The sequence below is a fragment of the Galliscardovia ingluviei genome (assembly GCF_014635685.1).
GTDB lineage: Bacteria > Actinomycetota > Actinomycetes > Actinomycetales > Bifidobacteriaceae > Galliscardovia > Galliscardovia ingluviei.
The window spans coordinates 1-20,068 of sequence record NZ_BMDH01000004.1; the positions used below are offsets into that span (position 1 = coordinate 1).

Sequence of the window (20,068 nt, forward strand, 5' to 3'; positions counted from 1 at the left end):
CGCTGCTCCCAAACGATAATATTGGTAATTCTGACTATGCTCAGAGCAATTCACAATGGTGTTCACACGTAGCCTGGATTTTGTAAAGAATGCGAAATTTTTCTAGCCTTGTTTTACCGATAATGCTCAGTGCAAGAGATAACTTTTTCAATCTTGCTTAGTAAAGGCATATCTTCAATATTGTTTAATCATCTAGAAACTGTGAACCTAGAACAGAGCCCTATATCGCATTCAAAATTCAGCGCAGAGAATTAGCGTCAAGTAAAAAATTGGCGGCATGAATTATTCGAATTCCATCAATATCAGTAGTATAATTGCCTTGCCGAACAATAATAATTTTTGGAAAGCCATCTCTAATTGACTGTAGCGGAGCAATTTCTCTTGTTTTGGTAGATTCTTCCAGCATGGACTCTGTCACCTACACATAAACGCGCTGCCCAGCTTTTTCACAAACAAAATCAACTTCTTTGCCATACAGAGTGCCAACATGAACAGAAAAACCTAGATAGCGAAGATGCCAATACACAAGGTTTTCAAACGCTCTACCCGTATCGCTGCTACGATAGCCTCCATCCTCCGCACTCCGAAAATACCAATAATATTTGCTTTTCGAAGCATAATATATTTTGTAAATTTTGGCTATTTTCCAACAGATTTTAACTTTAATTTTTTTCGCTACTCCGAAAATATTAAAATTATAAAAAAATTCGGAGTACGCTATATCGCAACCGAAGAGTTTCTACGCACGCATAACCCTACTGTTCTCGGCTCAAAACAAGATTATGCACTCCTTCAAAATTTACGCGATGCTGCTACATGGACATTACACTATGATTATTCGCAAGGCATTTCTGTTGAATTTATTCAGCAAATTAACGCACATATGACGCGAATCGCTACACTTGAGCCAGGCAAACTCCGGACAGCAGCCAATATTCTTGTACATACCCAGTTCGGAGACTACTTCCCACCAATCCCTCAAAAGGAACATATTCAAACACTTATCAGTGACTACACCACTCCTAGAGCAATACGCAATGCAGCAATTATCGACGCAGATAAAACCACTTTTAATACTCTGCTTGCATCATGGTACATGCGCAACGACCCACAAATCATTTATTGGCTCGCTGATTGTAGTCTTACACACCAAGGGTTAGACGATACAAGTCGTCCTATCGAAGTGAAGTAATTGCTTGGATCGCCCTGCGATCAGAATTTATTGTCAAAATACAAAAAGGGCGAAACCCCAACGATTTCAGCCCTAAAAATGAGTGCGAATGGGGGGACTTGAACCCCCACGAGCATACACTCACTGCCACCTGAAGACAGCGCGTCTACCATTCCGCCACATTCGCATTCTGCAATCACTTGCTTTAATTCAAGCAATCATGCAGACAAAAGTACACCATACCACTAAGCAAACTACACGCGCAACTTGCAGTCCAAGCGTGTCGCACAGAAACTGCACAACAGAATATAGAACTACAGGACTTACGATTACGCATTCAGAGCAGTTGCCGGAGTGACGCCAGATGCAATTTCAAAATGACATACTGCGCATCCCAAACCAACATGTGCAAATAATCCCTCAGTCGCCTGCGCACTCACCGTTTCATCCGCATGCAAAATAAACTTAAACGGCTGCTGACTGAGCGATGTTGGCGCAACCATAGCGGCATGTATTCCTTGCAAAAACCACTGTGGCGCATCCTCAATACTCATCCCCTGCGGCAACTGACATAGCTCTTCTATCGGTTTGGTGCGCCTGCGCGTCAGCACGCGAGCTGGATAGCCAAAAGCAATAAACCAAATTACTTGCTCGTCTGCTTGCGCCTGCCACCAAGGATTGCTCACAGCATGCGCATTATCAAGCACAGCCCATGAAGTAGCTAAACCAAGCTGTACGGCATGCAACACTACGCGCTCACCGTAATATCCTACGGTCTCTTGTAATGCAATTTCTGCAGGGTCTGTTGCCGCAATATCTTGAGCATTACTTTTATCCCAGCCTTGCGTAGAGCGCGTAGAGCCTCCATTTACTGCCGGCGACTGACTTGTAGTATCAACCGCACTTACCTTAGGTTTACCGATTAACGCAATAGCATTATGCACCCCAGTAAACCTGCCATAATGTGTGGGCAGACCTAAAAACGCATCATCTACACCACACGCCATTTGCATGTGCAAACCAGACTGCGCATTCAAATCATCAATCAAGGACTGTAACGATTGGCAAACGGAATTATCAACTGGCTGATCTGTATATGCACGCACAGCATGACGCTGCTGCATTGCTTCCATCAGACTCATTTGAAGCAGATCCATTTGATCGTGTTCCTTCCCCATTGAAACTCCGCTACACACCGATGTCCGCTTGCACATGCACAGCTACACACTGCAAACTGCCTCTTGCCTGGCTGCTCACTACCCGACTATCCCTCACGCAATGTGCCAAATAATGAGCAACCTACGGCATGTCACTCATGCAGTATATACCTAGCCTTTCGACCCATTGGCATAGAATCGCGCCAGCGTTTCTCGCTTAAACTCATCGAAGTATCCACCATCAATTGAAGCACGAATATCGTCAAGCAAACGAATAAAGAAGCGCTCATTGTGAATTGTGGCAAGCGTACTACCGGTCATTTCTCGAGATCGCAGCAAGTGATGAATGTAGGCGCGAGAATAATGCTGGCACGTGTAGCAATCACAACCTTCTTCCAATGGTCTAAAATCTCGCTTCAACGCAGTGCGCAGCACATTCCAACGTCCATCGCGCGTATAAATAGCACCATTGCGCGCAGTCCTGGCAGGTGCTACACAGTCAAACGTATCACCGCCATTTTCGACACCAGCAAAAATATCATCAACAGCAGCAATACCAAGCACATGTCGTGGTCTACTCTCTGGCATCACATCGCAAATCCACGCGCAAATTTGCCCAAGCAGTCGCTTTTCAATAGCCCCACCAATGCCCACGCCATCGAAATCAAGGGATGCAATCTGCTGGGCAGCATGGCGGCGCAAATCCTCATAATTAGCACCTTGTACTACACCAAACAGTGCTTGATAAGGCTTACCCACCCGCTCTTGCGTCAGCCGCTGGTGCTCAGCCACACAACGCTGCGCCCAACGGTACGTGCGCTCTACAGATTCTTCCTGATACTGCCGCGTATTCATCAGCGTAGTTAGCTCATCGAACGCAAACATAATGTCAGCGCCAATCCGATGTTGAATACCCATGGAAATTTCTGCACTAAAACGATGCATCGAACCATTGAGCGGTGATTTAAACGTCACACCATCCTCATCTACAAACGCATGGCGTTCTTTGCCATCAGCAATCACATCATCAGACTGCAAACCACTGACATCCATTGCTAATGTTTTCTTAAAACCAGCACCAAGCGACAACACTTGAAATCCGCCAGAATCAGTAAAAGTAGGACCATCCCAATTCATAAACCTACTCAAACCGCCGGCAGCATCAAGAATTTCATCCCCAGGTCGTTCATACAAGTGGAATGCATTAGCCAGTAAGCACTGCGCTCCCATATCGCGCATTTGCTCAGGCAATACAGCTTTCATTGTCGCCTGAGTAGCTACAGGAACGAAGGCTGGCGTGTGAATGTCGCCATGCGGCGTATGAATAACGCCCGTTCTACCATGCCGAGCACCATCTTTACCTAGACCATCAGCCGTTGCCTGTAACCTGGTATGCACCTCGAAACTAAATGCTGACCTATCTCCCGGCTTGCCTTCTTGCATGCCTCGTGGTGTAGCAAAATCATGCAACCCTTGCGGCAATGAATCAGCAATCAACGGAGATTGTTTATGTAATAGCTCACGCTGCTTGGCAAGTTTGCGTTGTAATTTTTCTTCTTGCTTTTGACGTTGTATTTTTGCCTGTCGTTTGCGCTCTGCCCAACTCATTTTGGTCCGCTGCTGCGCACCTTGCTGCTCATTTTGTGCTTCACTCATAGTGAATAACTATACTGCACGGTTCACACCCAACTTCCCTTAAATAAAACTTGAGATAACTCTTCGATAATTCAAAAGCGGCTTTCAACAAACATTCAGAAAACTTCCAGAAAAGAATACTTTACTCATAATTAGCTAGCGAACGTGAAAAAGAAGAATAAAACGAGCAAAAAGCACCTGCCAGTGAACCCACCCCGTTACACTTAGAGCAGGAAATAAGGGAGGAAACCATGGCTGAAGAATTTGAGCCAAAAGACGCACAGCAACAAGTGCCACAGTCAGACGCTACTAATCAAACGTCAGAATCAGTAAACACTTCTGCTGAACAAGCATCTTCTGAACAAGATGCACCATTGCAGAGCACTGCTGAATACGCAGACAACACGGATAACGTGAACGACACAAACGTCGCCAGTGCTGCATATTCAAGTGCTGCATATTCAGTAGATACTCAACAAAGCGATACGCAGCAAAACACCGCACAGGTTGACCAGCAAGAAGCCACTGAACCCCTTGCTACTGTAGAAAACACGCAGGCACAGACAGCATACACGCCTGCTCCTGAGTATGGTGCTTATGGTGCAACATACGACGCTGAATCTAGCGCAAGCAGCGATACCCAAACACAGCAGTACGCAACGCCTCAGTTTGGTCAGTATGCTACTTCGCAGCCTTCGCAGCCTTCACAGTCCAACAATCAGTATGGCGTAGGACAGTATGGCAACCAGTATAGTACCTCACAATCGCCATATGCCAGCCAATACGGGCAGCAGTATGGTCAGTCACAGGATGCCAATCAGCAGGGTCAGTATGCCAGCCAGCAGGCAAACCAGCCATACTGGGGTCAGCAGCAGTACTCGTATGCAGGAACTTCATCAGATGAAGCTGCCGCAAACGATCCACAAGCACAGGCACAGACTCAGCAAGCACAACAAACACAGCAGTTTACCACTACACGAACTGCTCCTGATGGTCAGCCAGATGGACAGCAGCAACGCCGACAGCCAAATACTATTGCCGTTGCAGTAACCACCGGCATTATTACGGTGATCGTTTCCGTTGCTATGTGCTTGGGTCTTGGCATGGCCGCTATCAACAATGGCTGGGTGCAGTTGCATTCCACAGGCTCAACCTCAATAACTTCCAATACCGGCGGTAGTGGTACTGCTCAGGCTGTTTCTGGGCAAGCGCCTGATTGGCAGCAAGTTGCAAAGAACGTGTCCAGCTCTGTAGTTGCCATTCAAACTGAAGTTGAGCAAAATGGTCAGTCTGGTATTGCTAAAGGTTCCGGCGCAATCATTTCTAAAGATGGCGATGTTGTTACTAACAACCACGTAGTAACCGGTGCTAAGCAAATCCAGGTAACACTGTCCAACGGCCAAGTATATGAAGCTGAACTTGTAGGAACAGATGTCACTACTGATTTGGCAGTTATTAAAATTAAGAACGCTCCATCAGATTTAACTCCAGTAACCTTTGCTGATTCAGACAAGCTGGCAGTCGGCGAAAATATCATGGCTATCGGCAATCCGTTAGGCTATGAAAACACTGCAACAACAGGTATTGTGTCTGCATTGAACCGCCCTGTCACCGTAATGGATGAGCAAAATAATCAGATTGTTACTAACGCTGTTCAAATTGACGCTGCAATCAACCCTGGTAACTCTGGCGGTCCAACATTTAACGCCGCAGGACAGGTTATTGGCATCAACTCTTCTATTGCAACAGCCTCAAGTGCATCTTCTAGTAGCGAAGCAGGCTCTATTGGTATCGGTTTTGCTATCCCATCTAATTTAGTCAAGCGTGTAGCTACAGAGATTGAAAAGAATGGCAAAGTACAGCATGTTGCTCTTGGCGTAACAGTAACTTCTGGCTCTGCTGAGGTTGATGGCGCAACCCGTACTGGCGCAAAAATCACCAGTTCACAAAGCGCCAGCAATGGCGTAGTTGAAGGTAGTCCAGCAGCAAAGGCTGGATTGAAGGCAAATGATGTGATTATCGGCTACAACGGCAAAGCTGTAAACTCTGTTGCTTCCCTACTGGGTTACGTGCGCGCAAGCTCTATGGGCGAAACTGTGACCCTGACTGTTGTCCGCGATGGTAAGTCCATGGATGTGCAAGTCACACTTGACCAAGCCGAGGAGGCCGTTAATGGCACAAACCGTCAAGATAATTCCAGTAGAAGAATGCAGGGCAACAACGACAGCAACGGCTCCAACGGCAATAATGGGGATTCACAAGGTAACTCCAATAACGGTAACTCCGATAATGGTTCCGGAAAATCCCTTGATCCATTCGATCCGTTTGGCTTCGGTTGGTAATGTCGAGTGACGCGGAATCACCATACGCCATATAAGTTCATCGATTAAATTAAGCTCTACTGTACATAACGCGCAGTAGAGCTTGCTTTTTTCTTCACTACACGGTATTGTCGCAAGCAATAACTGAATATCGATTCTTTACGCCGTGTATCACACATTGCGCAGATTTTGAAGTTTCAAACTTCTTAAAGTTTTCTAATCAAGCGCAACGTGGGATGGGTTAACAAGGCGTGAATACAGCGCTTTTGGCGCATTGATGAATGCTTGCAGCTCATACTTTGGGACGTATGGGTTGAAGCTGTGGTCACTACCCAGCTGGCAGGAATTCTTAACGCGTCGATTGCCCGTACATTAAGCGTAAGGAGTACCATGAAAAAGTTCATGGACCGTGCAATAGATATTTGCCGTCTAGTCCCTCAATTACCAGTTGTTGTTCTTTCTGCAATTTTTGTAGCATTACTGTGGAATACTCGCCCTTGGGGGGATCATTTTATTTGGTATATCAACCCAAGTCTTGGGCAATGGATTGTTATTCTACTAGTCATTTACACCGTTATTGACACGTTAAAAGGCATGATTGATGACATTCGGCACGGTCATGTGGGCGTGGATATTTTGGCAGTAGTTGCTATTCTTTCCACACTTGCTGTTCAAGAATATTGGGCAAGCTGGGTTGTGGTGTTGATGATATATTCAGGCGCCGCTATTGAAGCATATGCACAAGCAAAAGCAGAGCGCAATCTCACAGCCCTGCTTGATGCTGCTCCACAGACAGCACATGTGGCGCAATTGCCAGGAGTTGGTCGTAACGCAAGTAATGCAAATAGTGCAAATAACGCAAGCAGTAGTGCAGGGTCAAGCCGATCTCAGCAATCGCATATCGAGCGCCACGCAACCATCGACAATGCCAACGTCCAAACTGGTGCCAATTCAGACACTGACAGCGACTCAGTAAGCGAACATGAGAAAACCATTGCGCGTCAAGCAGAGCGCACACCATTTACTACTGTTCCTGTTGATCAAGTACAACTTGGTGATGTCATTATTGTGCTGCCGGGAGAAACAGTTCCTGTTGACGGCAAATTGCTAAGCGGCTCGGCAACACTTGATTTGTCTAATATCAATGGCGAGCCTGTACCGCGCGAAGTTTACGCTGGCGCACGTGTAATGTCTGGCGCTATTAATGGGTCAAGCACATTGACAATGCGTGCTACAGAGTTGGCTCGCGATTCGCAATACCAGCGCATTATTGAATTGGTTAACTCTGCACAAAATTCTCGCGCAGCCGTAGTGAAAACTGCTGACTTGCTTGCTGTGCCATTTACTGTGCTGTCGTTCGTTATTGCTTGTGCAGCATGGATTATTTCCGGCGTACCAGAGCGTTTCGCCCAAGTTTTGGTTCTTGCAACCCCTTGCCCACTGCTCATTGCTGCACCTGTAGCTTATATTGCAGGCACCGGTCGTCTAGCAAAACTTGGTATTCTGATCAAAGCGCAGGATGTGCTCGAAAACTTGGGACGAGTTTCTCATGTGTTCTTTGATAAAACCGGTACTTTAACTGTGAAGAAGCCACAAGTAGTACGCGTAGAGGCAGTGCAACAGCAAATACAGCAGAACTCAGATCAGACACAAAGTCAGACACGACCAGCACAGCAGCTTGATACTGACCATATTTTGATGTATGCAGGCGTTATTGAATCCTATTCTGTGCACATTCTGGCAAAAGGTATTACTACAGCTGGTAATGCAGTAATGCAAGGTCTGCGTAAAGCCGTTTCTCAGGCGGGCGCTGTGGCTTCTGGCGAGGATGCGTGGTTGAGTGATGAACATGCTTACCCTGTGGTGAAGAACGTTGTTGAAGACGCAGGTAAAGGTGTTAGCGGCGAGGTTAACGGACACACCATTCGCGTGGGAAGATTTGCTTTTGTAACGCAGTCTGAGCAAAATACAACAACGTCATCACCTGCCTCACCTGAGCAAAGTAATAATCAGCCGGCACTAGGCAAGCAACATTCTGCAGATGGTTTCCGAAAAACTGCTAGCCCAGTATCTGCGGCATCATCTGCAACAACAAATGCATCAAGCAATTCGCAGACTACCCCGAGCGGCAAAGAGTATTTCGGCGAGCTTGCACCAGATGAGATGGCAACCTATGTTGCTGTTGACGGCGTACTTGCGGCGCGTATTGTTCTTAAGGATGTGCCACGCGCCAACGCCGAGTCTGCCCTTGAACAATTACACGAACTCGGCGTACAGCGCCTTACCATGGTTACTGGAGACAAACTTGCCTCAGCGCAGATTATTGCCGATGAAGTCGGTATTACGGATATTCACGCTTCCCTCTTCCCTGAGGGCAAAGTTCAAGTAATTCATGATGCTTCTGCAGCACAGCCAGAGACTACACCATGGTGGGATAAGCTTATTGCCAAGTTTACTGGTGAGCCAATCACCCGTTCTATTACGATGATGGTTGGTGACGGCGTTAATGATGCGCCAGTGCTCGCTGCAGCTGATATTGGTATGGCAATGACTGATGGCACATCGACTGCTGCTTCCGAATCAGCACAAGTAGTGATTATGAATGATGATATTGCCGCAGTACCACGCGCTATTGCAGTTTCTCGCCGCACCAAGCGCATTATGCTGCAGGCAGTATGCATTGGTCTTGGGCTAGCAACTATCGGCATGATTGCAGCAGCATTTAATATCATTCCTGTAGTAATTGGCGCGTTTATGCAGGAAGCTATTGATGTAGTTTCTATTCTCTGGGCACTAACTGCTGTCCTCGATAGAGACTAAGAAATCAATGAGCGTTCTATAATCCGTTCTATGATCATAAGCCCATTGAAATTACGCTATGTTGCATAAATTTCAGTGGGCTTGTGTGCAAAGGTGTGGTAATACGTTAGGCTGGTAGGTATGAGCGAAACACAAACAAATCCATTGCGTCCTTTGAGAGTTGCTGTAGTAGGTGCAGGCCCGGCAGGTGTGTATGCGTCTGATATTCTGCTTCGTCAACTACAAGAAGAGGGTGAAGCATTAGGCATTGGCACTGAGGCGAGTATTGATATTTATGAAAAACTACCAGTGCCATTTGGTTTAGTGCGTTATGGCGTGGCACCAGACCATCCTGCTATCAAATTTATTGCGGGAGCGTTAGAAAAAACTCTTGATAACCCAAATATTCATTTAATGGCCAATGTGGAGTTTGGACGCGACATTACTCTTGATGAACTGCAAGAACGCTATGATGCCGTGCTGTTCGCCACCGGCGCTGTTGAGGACAGACCAACTACTCTTCCTGGGCGCGAGATAGAAGGTGTTTATGGCGCTGCCGAGTTTGTGGAATGGTACGACGGCTACCCCACTGCACCACGCGAATGGCCATTTGGTGCACAATCTGTTGCCGTAATTGGTGGCGGCAATGTGGCTATGGATGTTGCACGATTGCTGATGCGCAATGCCGACGATTTATTGCATACTGATATTCCAGATAATGTGTATCAAGGTATTGCTTCTAATCCTGCTACCGAACTGCATTTATTCATTCGTAGAGGCCCAGCGCAAGCAAAATTCAGCGTGCAAGAGTTGCGCGAAATGGAAAAGCTCCCAGGCGTGCAGCTCATTATCAATGAAGAGGATTTTGATTTAGATGAGGAAACCATTGAAGTTGCTGGCAAAGATAAGCTGACACGTCAAATGGTAGAAGAGCTTTTCGTTATCAAAGAGATGGCAGAAGATATGGAAGATGATGGGGATACTGATTTTGAAGGTAACCCTGCTACCAAGCGCTATTTCATACACTTCTATACGGATCCTGTAGAAATTCTTGATGACGGTAATGGTCATGTTGGCGGTATTCGCATAGAGCGCACCGAAGTGGATCCTCATGGCAAGATGAGCCGCACTGGAGAGCTTGAGGAATACCCTGTGCAAGCGGTATATCATGCAATTGGCTACAAGCCTGCGCAAGTTGCCGGCATTCCATACGATGAGCAGAAGTACACGTTGTGCAATGATACTGGTCGCGTGCTCACCGCCCCAGATGGTGAGGTTATTGCAGGCGTGTATGCCACTGGATGGGCGAAGCGTGGACCTGTGGGATTGATTGGTTCTACAAAATCCGATGCTTTAGAGACGGTACATCATATGCTCCAAGACTGGGCGGCAAGCGAAACTCATGGGCGTATAGCAGTACATCCTGAGCCAGAGGCGGCAATGAGCTTGCTCGCTGAACGTGGCGTACAACCTATCGATTTTGCCGGTTGGAAACGAGTAGATGCTTTTGAGCGTGCACGTGGCGCAGAAGTCGGGCGTGAACATATTAAGGTTGTAGACCCGGAGCAGATGCGCACTCTTGCCAAAGGATAACGGCTAATGCATTTGAGTTACTCAGTAGTTCGTATGTTGAAGTAGGTTGCTATGAATACGCAGTTTCATGTTCGAGGGCATTTTAACGGTTTGAAAACCACACTGTTATTTGCCGTGATGTGGGCTATTATTATGCTCATTTGGGGATTAACAGGCGGCAGAACTGATACTCTCGGCATTTATATTGGTATCGGCTTGGTTACCACATTTGCCAGTTACTGGTTTAGCGATAAACTTGCTATTGCATCTATGCAAGCTCGCGAAGTCAGTGAGCAAGAAGCTCCTGCACTGTATCGCATTGTGCGCGAACTTTCTGCACGCGCTGGCAAGCCAATGCCACGCATCTATATCGCGCCAACAATGAGCCCAAATGCCTTTGCAACCGGTCGCAATGAACGTCATGCAGCAGTATGCTGCACCCAAGGTATTTTGCAGATTTTGAATGAGCGAGAACTGCGCGGTGTGCTCGGTCACGAGCTTATGCACGTGTATAACCATGATATTTTAACCGGCGCTATTGCTTCTGCAATGTCTACTATTATCACGTATTTAGGATACTCACTAATGTGGTTTGGTAGCTCCAGCAGAGACGAAGAAGGTAACCGTGGCGGTAATGCACTTGGCATTCTAGTCGCTTACATTTTAGCTCCTATCGGTGCCTCGCTGATTCAGATGGCAATTTCTCGAACGCGCGAGTTTGACGCTGATGAAGATGGAAGTAGGCTCACCGGCGATCCAGAAGCGCTGGCGAGCGCATTACAAGCGATTGAGCGTGGAGTGCATACTGTACCTATGCCACAAACTGCTGGTACACAAAGTGCAAGCGCGTTGATGATTGCTAATCCATTTTCTGCACAGGGGTTGAGCAGGCTTTTCTCCACTCACCCACCTACTGAGGAGCGCATTGCCCGACTGATAGGTATGCGCGATCAGATGCGCGCTGCTGGTATTGCACCAGGTAGCGTTGTGGCACTTGATTAAAGGGTAATCAGTGTTTGGCTAGTGATTGACTAGCGCTTGACTAATGATTGACTAGTGAACTGACACACAGCCCCTTCCATTTGATTTACTGTGAAGGGGTTGTGCTACAATAACCTAGGCTTTGCACAATGCATGCAAATAGGTTTGCACTAGCGCGAGTGATGTTATATATCTTGCACTTTTGCAACACTATCGAGTTGTGCGAACTTGTGCGGATGTAGTTCATCGGTAGAACGACAGCTTCCCAAGCTGTAGAGGCGGGTTCGACTCCCGTCATCCGCTCTTTTGCACGAACTTTAATGAACATACTGGCTGCTGAATAGCACTGTCATTAATTCTTTAATAAAACTTGATCGCGATATACATACGACACAGCTGAAAAATCACTCTTTCTCAACTTAGAATCGAGGAAGCTGCTGTTCCTATTGCTACAACCAGCAACAATATGCCAAAGAGCATAGTTAGTGTACTTTCTCTGACATGGCGCGATGTAGGCGCTCCAATAAGTCCACCCAGCATAGACGCCGCGGCGAATGATAATACAACTATCCAATCGACATGAATATGAGCATCAACACGTGATATCAACCCGACAGCCGATGCAATAATCATCACAATTAGAGATGTTGACGAAGCTTCTCTAACTGAGAAACCAAGAGCCAAAACCAGCATAGGAACAACTGCAAAGCCACCCCCAACGCCAAAGAATCCAGTGAGCAAGCCCGTCAATGAAGAACATAACATTAGTAAGAGTAAGCTTTGTTTTGCATTGGAAGTTTTCTGTTTACTCCGATGATTTGGATCGCGAGCTAGATATTCGTTTTTTTGCGCAGATTTTTGGACAGAGTTTTGCTCATTGCCCTCATTTTTTTCGTTTTGGGTACCCTGTTCCTCGTGTGCCAAATCCTCGCGCTCCAAACGGCGAGCACGGACTGCTTTGTTAAGCATCAGAACGCCTACCACAGCAAGAAGTATGCTAAACAATATCATCAGTATGTCTGAAGGAACATACACCGATATTCGTGAGCCACAAATTGTACCAATACTCGAAAGCAGACCGAAGATCAGCCCGTCTCTCCATCGGATATGCCCTTCTCGCTGGCGTGGGATTATGGATACCAGCGCTGTTAATCCAACAATAACCAATGACCCCATAGATGCCGCATGCGGCTCTTGTCCAAGTAAATATACAAGGACTGGTACTGAGAGTATGCCTCCCCCAGCACCTAATGCTCCAACGACAATACCAACTCCTAAACCAACAAATATCGACAGTATTAAATTCCCCACATCCTATCCTTTTGATTAAAAGTGCGTTGCGGATACAGCCTTATATCTCAATCCGAAAGCAATATGAAAAAACGTAAAAATACTTGCATAACTTAGGTGCACGACACAAGCTATTTTGCACGTACTTGTTGGCGCACCTGAGGTTTCATAATTTCAGCAGGGGCGCTCCCAGCTCTCAATAATCTTGCCATGCCAACAATATCAGGCCGAATATGTCCATAAAACTTCGTATAGCCAGGGCATAAATAATTTTGTCCCAGTTGCCCATCTTTCGAAGTAACGAATCGATCTTTAGGACAACCCCCATTACACATCCGTAAAAACGGGCATTTTCGACACTGATCAGTAAGTTGAACACGTTTCTTTGTCGCAAAACGTCTCATCGTTTCGTTATGTGCAAGATTAAAAAAATCCTCCTGCATAACATTGCCCACAAGCCAATCAGGTTCTACCCAATGATCGCACGCATATACGTCACCATTAAATTCGAGGGCAAAATTATTGCCACATTCTGGCGCATGCACGCATACTGTGTATTGATTAAATAATGCGCCTAGTGCTGCGTCAAAATCCTGCACATACACATGTCCAACATCATGCGTTATCCATTCATCGAAGATATCGCATAGGAACTGTCCGTATGCTGCAGGACGAGTTGAGCGAGATGTTACTGCATCTCCAGCCTGCTTATATAACAGGCTAGTTTTTTTATCACCAGTTGCACGCCATCCATTGTGTTCTGCCCGCTCAAGCTGAGCTGGATCCACGCGTTCCACAATGGGGATGAATTGCATGAAGTCGGCTCCAAGTTCATCTCGAAAATATTGATAGACCTCAACTCCATGCTGCTCATTGGCATGATGCACCGTGCATAAAATATTGCATCGAACTCCTGCCTGTTGCAAGATATTCCAGCCACGCACAACCATATCATGCGTACCTCGTCCCGCACGGTTAAGACGGTATGCATCATGGTATTGCGCAGGTCCATCCATAGAAACTCCGACAAGCACGTCATGGCGTTTCAAAAAGGCTGCCCATTCATCATCTATAAGTGTGGCGTTAGTTTGCATTGCATGTACAACATGCTGATTCTTTCGGCGGTACTGTTCACATAATTCAATGAGCTTTTGGTAAAAAGCGAGACCTCGCAGCGTTGGCTCTCCACCTTGCCATAGCATAGTCACTTCGCCGTCCGGGCTTGCAGCTAAATATTCTGCAACATACTTTGCTAATGTTGCTTCGCTCATTTGTTGACGCTGCGCATTATAGAGCAGTTCTTTTGAAAGAAAGAAACAGTACTGACAATCAAGGTTACAAGCAGCACCTGTTGGTTTGGCAACAACAGAGAATGGCAATTGTCTACGCTGTAATGGTTGTATAGGTACTTTTTGTTCCTCGATATCCCATACTGCCGTACCTGCATTATGCTTCTGCATTGCGTTGTTCAAGGTTACTCCTGCTCGCATTGTCAGTGATCATTCGGTAGCACTCTGCCGATACCACAGCAAATGCTACCGAATGATCATGTATTGTTACTTAGCTACTTCATCCCAATCGGAACGTGCTGTGTTCTTTAATGGGATATCAAAGTCTGTCATTGCCGCCATCCATTTCGCAAACGATCTGTCACCTCGTTGCGCGAGCTGGCTATATAACTCTTTTGCCATATCTCGTCTGACTGAATCATAGGCCGGAGCCGTATATACATTATTCATTTCTGACGGATCTTGTTTAAGGTCATACAGCTCATTAATGGATTCATGGTTGATAACAAGCTTATAATCGTCGGTGCGTAACATACGCTGCTGAATAGGAAAATGCAAACCATGGAACTCACAAACGATATTCTTTCTCCAATCATCAACCGGTAAACCAGCTGCAAGGTTGACTACAGAGCGACCATCTTCGACTTGATCTGGATCTAATCCAGCTATCTCCATAAAGGTTGCGGTTAAGTCTATGAGTTGCACGTACTCATCGCACTTTGTACCTTTTGTAAGACCCGGGATGCGCGCAATGAATGGGATACGATATATATCATCATACATTGCAGGTCCTTTATCATTAAGACGATGAGAACCCGTAAATTCGCCGTGGTCAGCACAGAAGAACATTGCTGTATCATCCATTAAGCCGAGTTCACGTGCCGCGTCGAGAATGCGCCCGATTTCGAAATCGATCATGGCTACATATCCCCAATACACAGCAATCAGTTTCTTCCACTGCTCATTATTAAATGATGAAGTGGACCAGTATACTGCATAATTCTCTTGAACTGGTGGTTTTCCTACTAAGGTATCACCAAAGCTCTTTGGAAGAGTAATCTTACTTGGATCAATTAGATCAAACCATTCATCAGGGAGGAAGTACGGTAGATGTGGACCGAAGAAATGCACATCTAAGCTAAACGGCTTACCCGTTTCCTTATAGTCTTGAGCGTATTGCTTGAGTCGCTGAATTGTCCTATCGGCAATGAAGCGCTCAAAGGTTGCTTCTTCAGGCTGATCCAATCGCGCGGCAATAATATGCCCATCACGGTTGCCAGGTAGCTTTCCTCTCCAAATATCGTGTGCTTTAACTGGCGGTAAGTTATTCTCTTCCAACCATGCTACATATTCTTCATTAGCAACAGGGTTTTCAGCTCCCCAGAAGGTATCATCATCTGCACCAAACTTATCTGGTAAGTTAGTACCGCAATGATATTTGCCAACCATACCAACGTTGTATCCTGCATCACGTAAGGCTTGAGTATAAGTCCAATCGGTTACTGGGATTGCCGTTGAGTATGCAATATTCCATTCTGGATTTGCTAAAGTCTGGTGCTTAAATGGCAGTTTTCCTGTGAGCATTGACGAACGCGCTGGCGTACAAATTGCCGATGGGGTAAATGCTTTGGTAAAAAGACATCCATCTTCAGCAAGACTATCAATATGTGGAGTTTGCGCATATTGATTGCCCATACAACCAAGCGTATCTATTCTATGCTGGTCAGTCATAAAAGTAATTATGTTGCGTACATTCTTAGGGACAATACGTTGAGAATTTTCTGACATCTCGCTCCTTTTCAATTACTGTAAAGTCCGTATAATTTCATAAATCTATATAGCTACGAGTTGCAGCATGCGTGATACTCGATTACTCTCCCATTTCTTCCAAAGACTTACCCGTAGTTTCATGCAGATATTTCTTGGCGAAAATAACAGCAAGAACACCGAATGCGAAGAAAATCCAGTATGCTACGGCTGGAGACCAGTTCACAACATATGGGAAGAGCAAAACTACAACGAAGTTCACTAAGAAGTCAGCACCTGATGCCATCGACATGGCGCTTCCACGGATCTGATTCGGGAACATTTCTCCCATCATAACCGAGAAGATTGGACCCCATGAAGAAGTGAATCCGAGGAGGAAGCAGCAGAGCGCAGCAACAGCGAGGAAACCGAGTATTGGGTTATTACTAATGTCCGGACCATTTGGACCTTTTGGCGCAACAGTAAACACAGTCGCGACTACTGCAAGAGAAACGAAAATCAGCGTACCGCCGTACATAAGCATGCGTTTACGACCAACTTTGTCGACCAATACGATACCAGCGGTGACACCTACGATCTTGAATACCGTAAGAATGAGCGTCTGCTGGAATGCCATGCTTTCTGGAATACCTACAGCTTCAAATAGTGTGTTTGAATAGAAGAAAATACCATTGGTACCAGTTAATTGCTGGAATGCGGCAAGAGCCATACCAACAAAGACTAGTCCGCGCCACTTGGAACGAAGAACAGCGAACATGCCCATAACTTGGTGTGTTTCTCCCAAAGATTTCTGGATAGACTTCACTTGCGCTTGGACGTCTTCCTCTGCAGAAACACGATGTAATACTTGCGCAGCTTCCTGAATCTTGCCCTTAGAAACAAGGTAACGTGGAGACTCAGGAATCAATGGCATAAGAATCATGTATACCAAAGCTGGAACAATTAAGCACAAGAACATGCATTGCCACGCTTTAATACCTAAGAATACCTCAGCAGATGAGTTACCAGCGATTTTTGTCATAACCAGATTAGCAACTGCTGCGAAGAGCAAACCGAGGATAATCGCTAATTGTCGGAAAGAAATCAAACGTCCACGTATTCGTTCAGGAGATATTTCAGCAACATAACCTGGGGCTACAGTAGTCGCGGCCCCAAAGCCCATACCACCTACAATTCGGCAAAACAGCAAAAATGGGTATCCACCCAAATACGGGCATAATGCACCAAAAATTGCCTCAAACATCAATAGTGGGCCTACGAGCAACAGTACACCGCGACGCCCAATATAGTCAGAGAGTCGACCGGCAATAACAGAACCAATCAATCCACCGATAATGCCTGCCGCTCCAGCGACTCCTTTTGCTAAAGAACCAAGTTGAAATTCGCTACCAACTGCACCGATCGCACCATTGAGTACCATTCCTTCAAATCCGTAAAACAGCGGACCTAAAGTAACGATAAGAGCAAGCGTAGTAGCATAGCGTTCTGCTTTACGCGCTCTAGAAGTTGGTGCTACTTGTGATTCAGACATATAAATCTCCTTTGATCTTGATGCTGAACACCGCCAAAATGGCTTGTACCGAGTATACTACAAATTAATAAACTTTCTTGACAAAATAGAAAAAATGTTATTCATTTTATGATATTTCTTCAATGAAAGCGTTTTAGCTCTATATATATTATTGATATTTCAGGAAATATTTCAAATAGTGAGAATATTGATGGTTTACTATAATTGTAATTTATATATACAATATGTATCTACAATGCTATAGTTTGACTCAATACATATTCCTCACCCGGATCAAGAATAACAGCATGTTCCCTGCATGCAGCAGCTTCAATACACACGAATCTTTTCCAGTCACAAGCATCTAAATCTGGGATAGCACGTGCACCTTCTTCCCAAGGATTCCATATAACAGTTTGTCTAGAGCCTTCAGCAGTAATGTGCAACACACGACCGTAGCCCTCATCTCGTATATCAATTGGGTTTACTGACTCGTAAATGCGATCAGTCGCTCCAGCAAGCATGAGATCACCCTTCTGGATACCATTCACTTCTCCAGAGATTGCATTCCAATAGGACGCGCCAGCTAACCCACTTATAACGGTATTCGAAATATCACTCACCCGAATATACGAATGAAGAGCGCATTCGCATCGAGTTTGAGCTCTCCCTTTATTGCGAATCTTGAGCGCCACTGTCAGCGCTTCCCCAAAGGTAATGTTATATTGCATATGTAAAGGCGTACGAGCTACATCTGCATCCACACATTCATATTCATAGCACACGCTCGAATGCGACAATTCTTGCCGATAATCGCAATATTGCCAACGACTTATACGCGCAGTGCCGTGTTTAGGGGATGTATTGGCAGATTTTCCATCCCTATATCCAGCGCTAAACCATGGTGCAACAATCGGGATGCCACCGCGTATTGCTGCTCCAGCTTGTAGAGATATCGCCTGAGGACGCCATATAACTGGCCACTGACCTTGGGGAGTCCAGGATAACACATGAGCTCCATAATCACTTATTTCTAGAGTAGAATACGCATTTTCAAATTCTCGTATAACAAAATCATCTTTATCATTCATATTTGCATACTACCTAACATAAATATTGCATCAATGAATCATTCATCTTTGAAAGATTCATAAATACTAATATAACATATATTTGCATTGCGACACTATTTTATATACTAAATTGACAAAATAATATAATAGGCTATATTAGCAGTATGCAAAGAGGCTGTACCTACGATATACGCGAATTATTCAACAAAAAACATCGAATGCGGTCGCTCGTGTAAAACTACATAACAACTTACAATTATCAAAGATAGTCACCTTACTTATAAGTTGGCTATTACCTGATAATTCGCACCACAAAGAGAGCACATCATGATTACTACAGCCTCCAAAGCTACACCATCAGATATTCGAATTAACAATATCAAATCCGTATTTAACCGTCTTTTTCCTGATGTGGCAATGTCACGTTCACAGCTCGGCAAAGAAATCGGTTTATCTCGCATGGCCATCAGCGATGTGACTGCTGAAATGATCGAACACCATATCATACGAGAAGTAGGCATTGACAATCGCACTGGCCGCGGAAAACGTTCTATGCTACTAACCATCGAAACAGCATTTTGGCGTGTAATATCCATTGATATTTCTCAAAAATTCATTCTTAAAGGTGCGCTTGTTGATTTATGCGGTCGCATCGTAGAACGAGTCGAAGCACCAATCGACACAGAAAAAGGAATATCTCCAGAAGATGTGTGTGCACTCATACACCGATTAATGAAGATAACGCATGCTCAGATTTTAGGAATAGGCATTACACTGCCAGGCATTGTTGATGATAATGGAGAAGTTGTCAGAGCAGTACATTTGGATTGGTCTCATGTACCACTACAACAAGAAATTGAAGCAAAATTCCATCTACCTACGCAAGTTACCAATGCTACGAGAATGGCGCTTGTAGCCGAGCGATTTTTTGGAGAAGGATCAGCAAACTCATTACTTATCCGCATAGGGCAAGGAGTAGGAGCAGCTCTGTGCATTAATGACGTGATTGTCAATGGACAATCTTTCATTGCTGGTGAAATAGGGCATATTATCGTTGATCCTAATGGTCCACTCTGCGCCTGCGGAAGGAAAGGATGCCTAGAAACATTTTTGTCAGCACCTCGTATTCTTTCGCAAATCGAGCAAACTCCACAGCGGCGTACACAAATTCTTTCTGAATCTGGGCAGATTCTGGGACGAGTACTAGCAATATCAGCAGGATTGCTTGATCTCAACGATATTTCAGTGTATGGCCCGCCAGAAATCGTTGGTGAAGCGTTCTTAGGTTCTATGCGTGAAGAGCTCACCACCAATATTGCATCTGAATACAGAAAAATACCGTACTTACACCGCTGCCAGCAAGGAGAAGATTTAGCATTGCGAGGACAAGCAGTGCACGCAATTCAATCGTTCGTCGCATTCATCCGAGAGTCCACTAATGCATAGCGCATACACACGCCTGAATAGCACGTGTATAGCACAATGAGCGCACGAACTCGAGGA

General features: G+C 45.4%; 14 protein-coding genes and 2 tRNA genes. 7 read left to right on the top strand and 9 right to left on the bottom strand.

Translation table 11 applies throughout. The annotated features are described in order from the left end of the window. Positions 1-238: 238 nt before the first annotated feature. Positions 239-406, bottom strand: coding sequence for a hypothetical protein (locus IEU85_RS06855; protein WP_188355525.1), 168 nt, complete (start codon positions 404-406; stop codon positions 239-241). A 108-nt stretch (positions 407-514) separates the two neighbouring features. Here IEU85_RS06855 and IEU85_RS06860 point away from each other — a divergent pair, with 108 nt between their 5' ends. Then, positions 515-1,192, top strand: coding sequence for a hypothetical protein (locus tag IEU85_RS06860; RefSeq protein WP_188355526.1), 678 nt, complete (start codon positions 515-517; stop codon positions 1,190-1,192). Positions 1,193-1,275: 83 nt separating this feature from the next. Here the strand turns inward: IEU85_RS06860 and IEU85_RS06865 are convergent. The 3 genes from IEU85_RS06865 to tgt all read right to left on the bottom strand — a co-directional run bounded on the left by IEU85_RS06865 (position 1,276) and on the right by tgt (position 3,771). After that, positions 1,276-1,358, bottom strand: a tRNA-Leu gene (locus IEU85_RS06865). Positions 1,359-1,500: 142 nt separating this feature from the next. Continuing rightward, complete coding sequence (locus IEU85_RS06870) at positions 1,501-2,349, bottom strand: nitroreductase family protein (protein ID WP_188355527.1); 849 nt, start codon at positions 2,347-2,349, stop codon at positions 1,501-1,503. A 150-nt stretch (positions 2,350-2,499) separates the two neighbouring features. After that, positions 2,500-3,771 carry a tRNA guanosine(34) transglycosylase Tgt gene (gene tgt / locus IEU85_RS06875; protein ID WP_229714827.1) on the bottom strand — a complete coding sequence of 424 codons (1,272 nt, stop codon included), beginning with the start codon at positions 3,769-3,771 and terminating at the stop codon, positions 2,500-2,502. 443 nt (positions 3,772-4,214) lie between these two features. Between tgt and IEU85_RS06880 the strand changes: the two genes are divergently transcribed. The 5 genes from IEU85_RS06880 (at position 4,215) to IEU85_RS06900 (ending at position 11,939) form a co-directional block, all read left to right on the top strand. Further along, positions 4,215-6,305 carry a S1C family serine protease gene (locus tag IEU85_RS06880; protein WP_188355528.1) on the top strand — a complete coding sequence of 697 codons (2,091 nt, stop codon included), beginning with the start codon at positions 4,215-4,217 and terminating at the stop codon, positions 6,303-6,305. Positions 6,306-6,686: 381 nt separating this feature from the next. Beyond that, positions 6,687-9,104, top strand: a complete 2,418-nt coding sequence (locus tag IEU85_RS06885; protein ID WP_188355593.1) for an HAD-IC family P-type ATPase — start codon at positions 6,687-6,689, stop codon at positions 9,102-9,104. A 120-nt stretch (positions 9,105-9,224) separates the two neighbouring features. After that, complete coding sequence (locus IEU85_RS06890; RefSeq protein WP_188355529.1) at positions 9,225-10,676, top strand: FAD-dependent oxidoreductase; 1,452 nt, start codon at positions 9,225-9,227, stop codon at positions 10,674-10,676. A gap of 51 nt (positions 10,677-10,727) precedes the next feature. Further along, positions 10,728-11,657 (top strand): zinc metalloprotease HtpX, encoded by a 930-nt coding sequence (gene htpX / locus IEU85_RS06895; protein WP_188355530.1) that lies wholly within the window; start codon positions 10,728-10,730, stop codon positions 11,655-11,657. Between the two features lie 211 nt (positions 11,658-11,868). Further along, positions 11,869-11,939, top strand: a tRNA-Gly gene (locus tag IEU85_RS06900). A gap of 111 nt (positions 11,940-12,050) precedes the next feature. Here IEU85_RS06900 and IEU85_RS06905 read toward each other — a convergent pair. From IEU85_RS06905 to IEU85_RS06925, 5 genes are all read right to left on the bottom strand, one after another. Beyond that, positions 12,051-12,947, bottom strand: coding sequence for a sulfite exporter TauE/SafE family protein (locus IEU85_RS06905; RefSeq protein ID WP_188355531.1), 897 nt, complete (start codon positions 12,945-12,947; stop codon positions 12,051-12,053). 110 nt (positions 12,948-13,057) lie between these two features. Continuing rightward, complete coding sequence (locus tag IEU85_RS06910; protein WP_229714820.1) at positions 13,058-14,398, bottom strand: anaerobic sulfatase maturase; 1,341 nt, start codon at positions 14,396-14,398, stop codon at positions 13,058-13,060. Between the two features lie 84 nt (positions 14,399-14,482). Continuing rightward, positions 14,483-16,003, bottom strand: coding sequence for a sulfatase family protein (locus IEU85_RS06915; RefSeq protein ID WP_188355532.1), 1,521 nt, complete (start codon positions 16,001-16,003; stop codon positions 14,483-14,485). 82 nt (positions 16,004-16,085) lie between these two features. Continuing rightward, positions 16,086-17,513, bottom strand: coding sequence for a sugar porter family MFS transporter (locus tag IEU85_RS06920; RefSeq protein WP_188355533.1), 1,428 nt, complete (start codon positions 17,511-17,513; stop codon positions 16,086-16,088). 230 nt (positions 17,514-17,743) lie between these two features. Beyond that, on the bottom strand, positions 17,744-18,583 hold the full coding sequence (locus IEU85_RS06925; RefSeq protein WP_188355534.1) for a D-hexose-6-phosphate mutarotase: 840 nt from the start codon (positions 18,581-18,583) through the stop codon (positions 17,744-17,746). A gap of 309 nt (positions 18,584-18,892) precedes the next feature. On the opposite strand from IEU85_RS06925, the gene IEU85_RS06930 reads away from it, so the two are divergent. Next, on the top strand, positions 18,893-20,011 hold the full coding sequence (locus IEU85_RS06930; protein WP_188355535.1) for an ROK family protein: 1,119 nt from the start codon (positions 18,893-18,895) through the stop codon (positions 20,009-20,011). Positions 20,012-20,068: the final 57 nt, after the last annotated feature.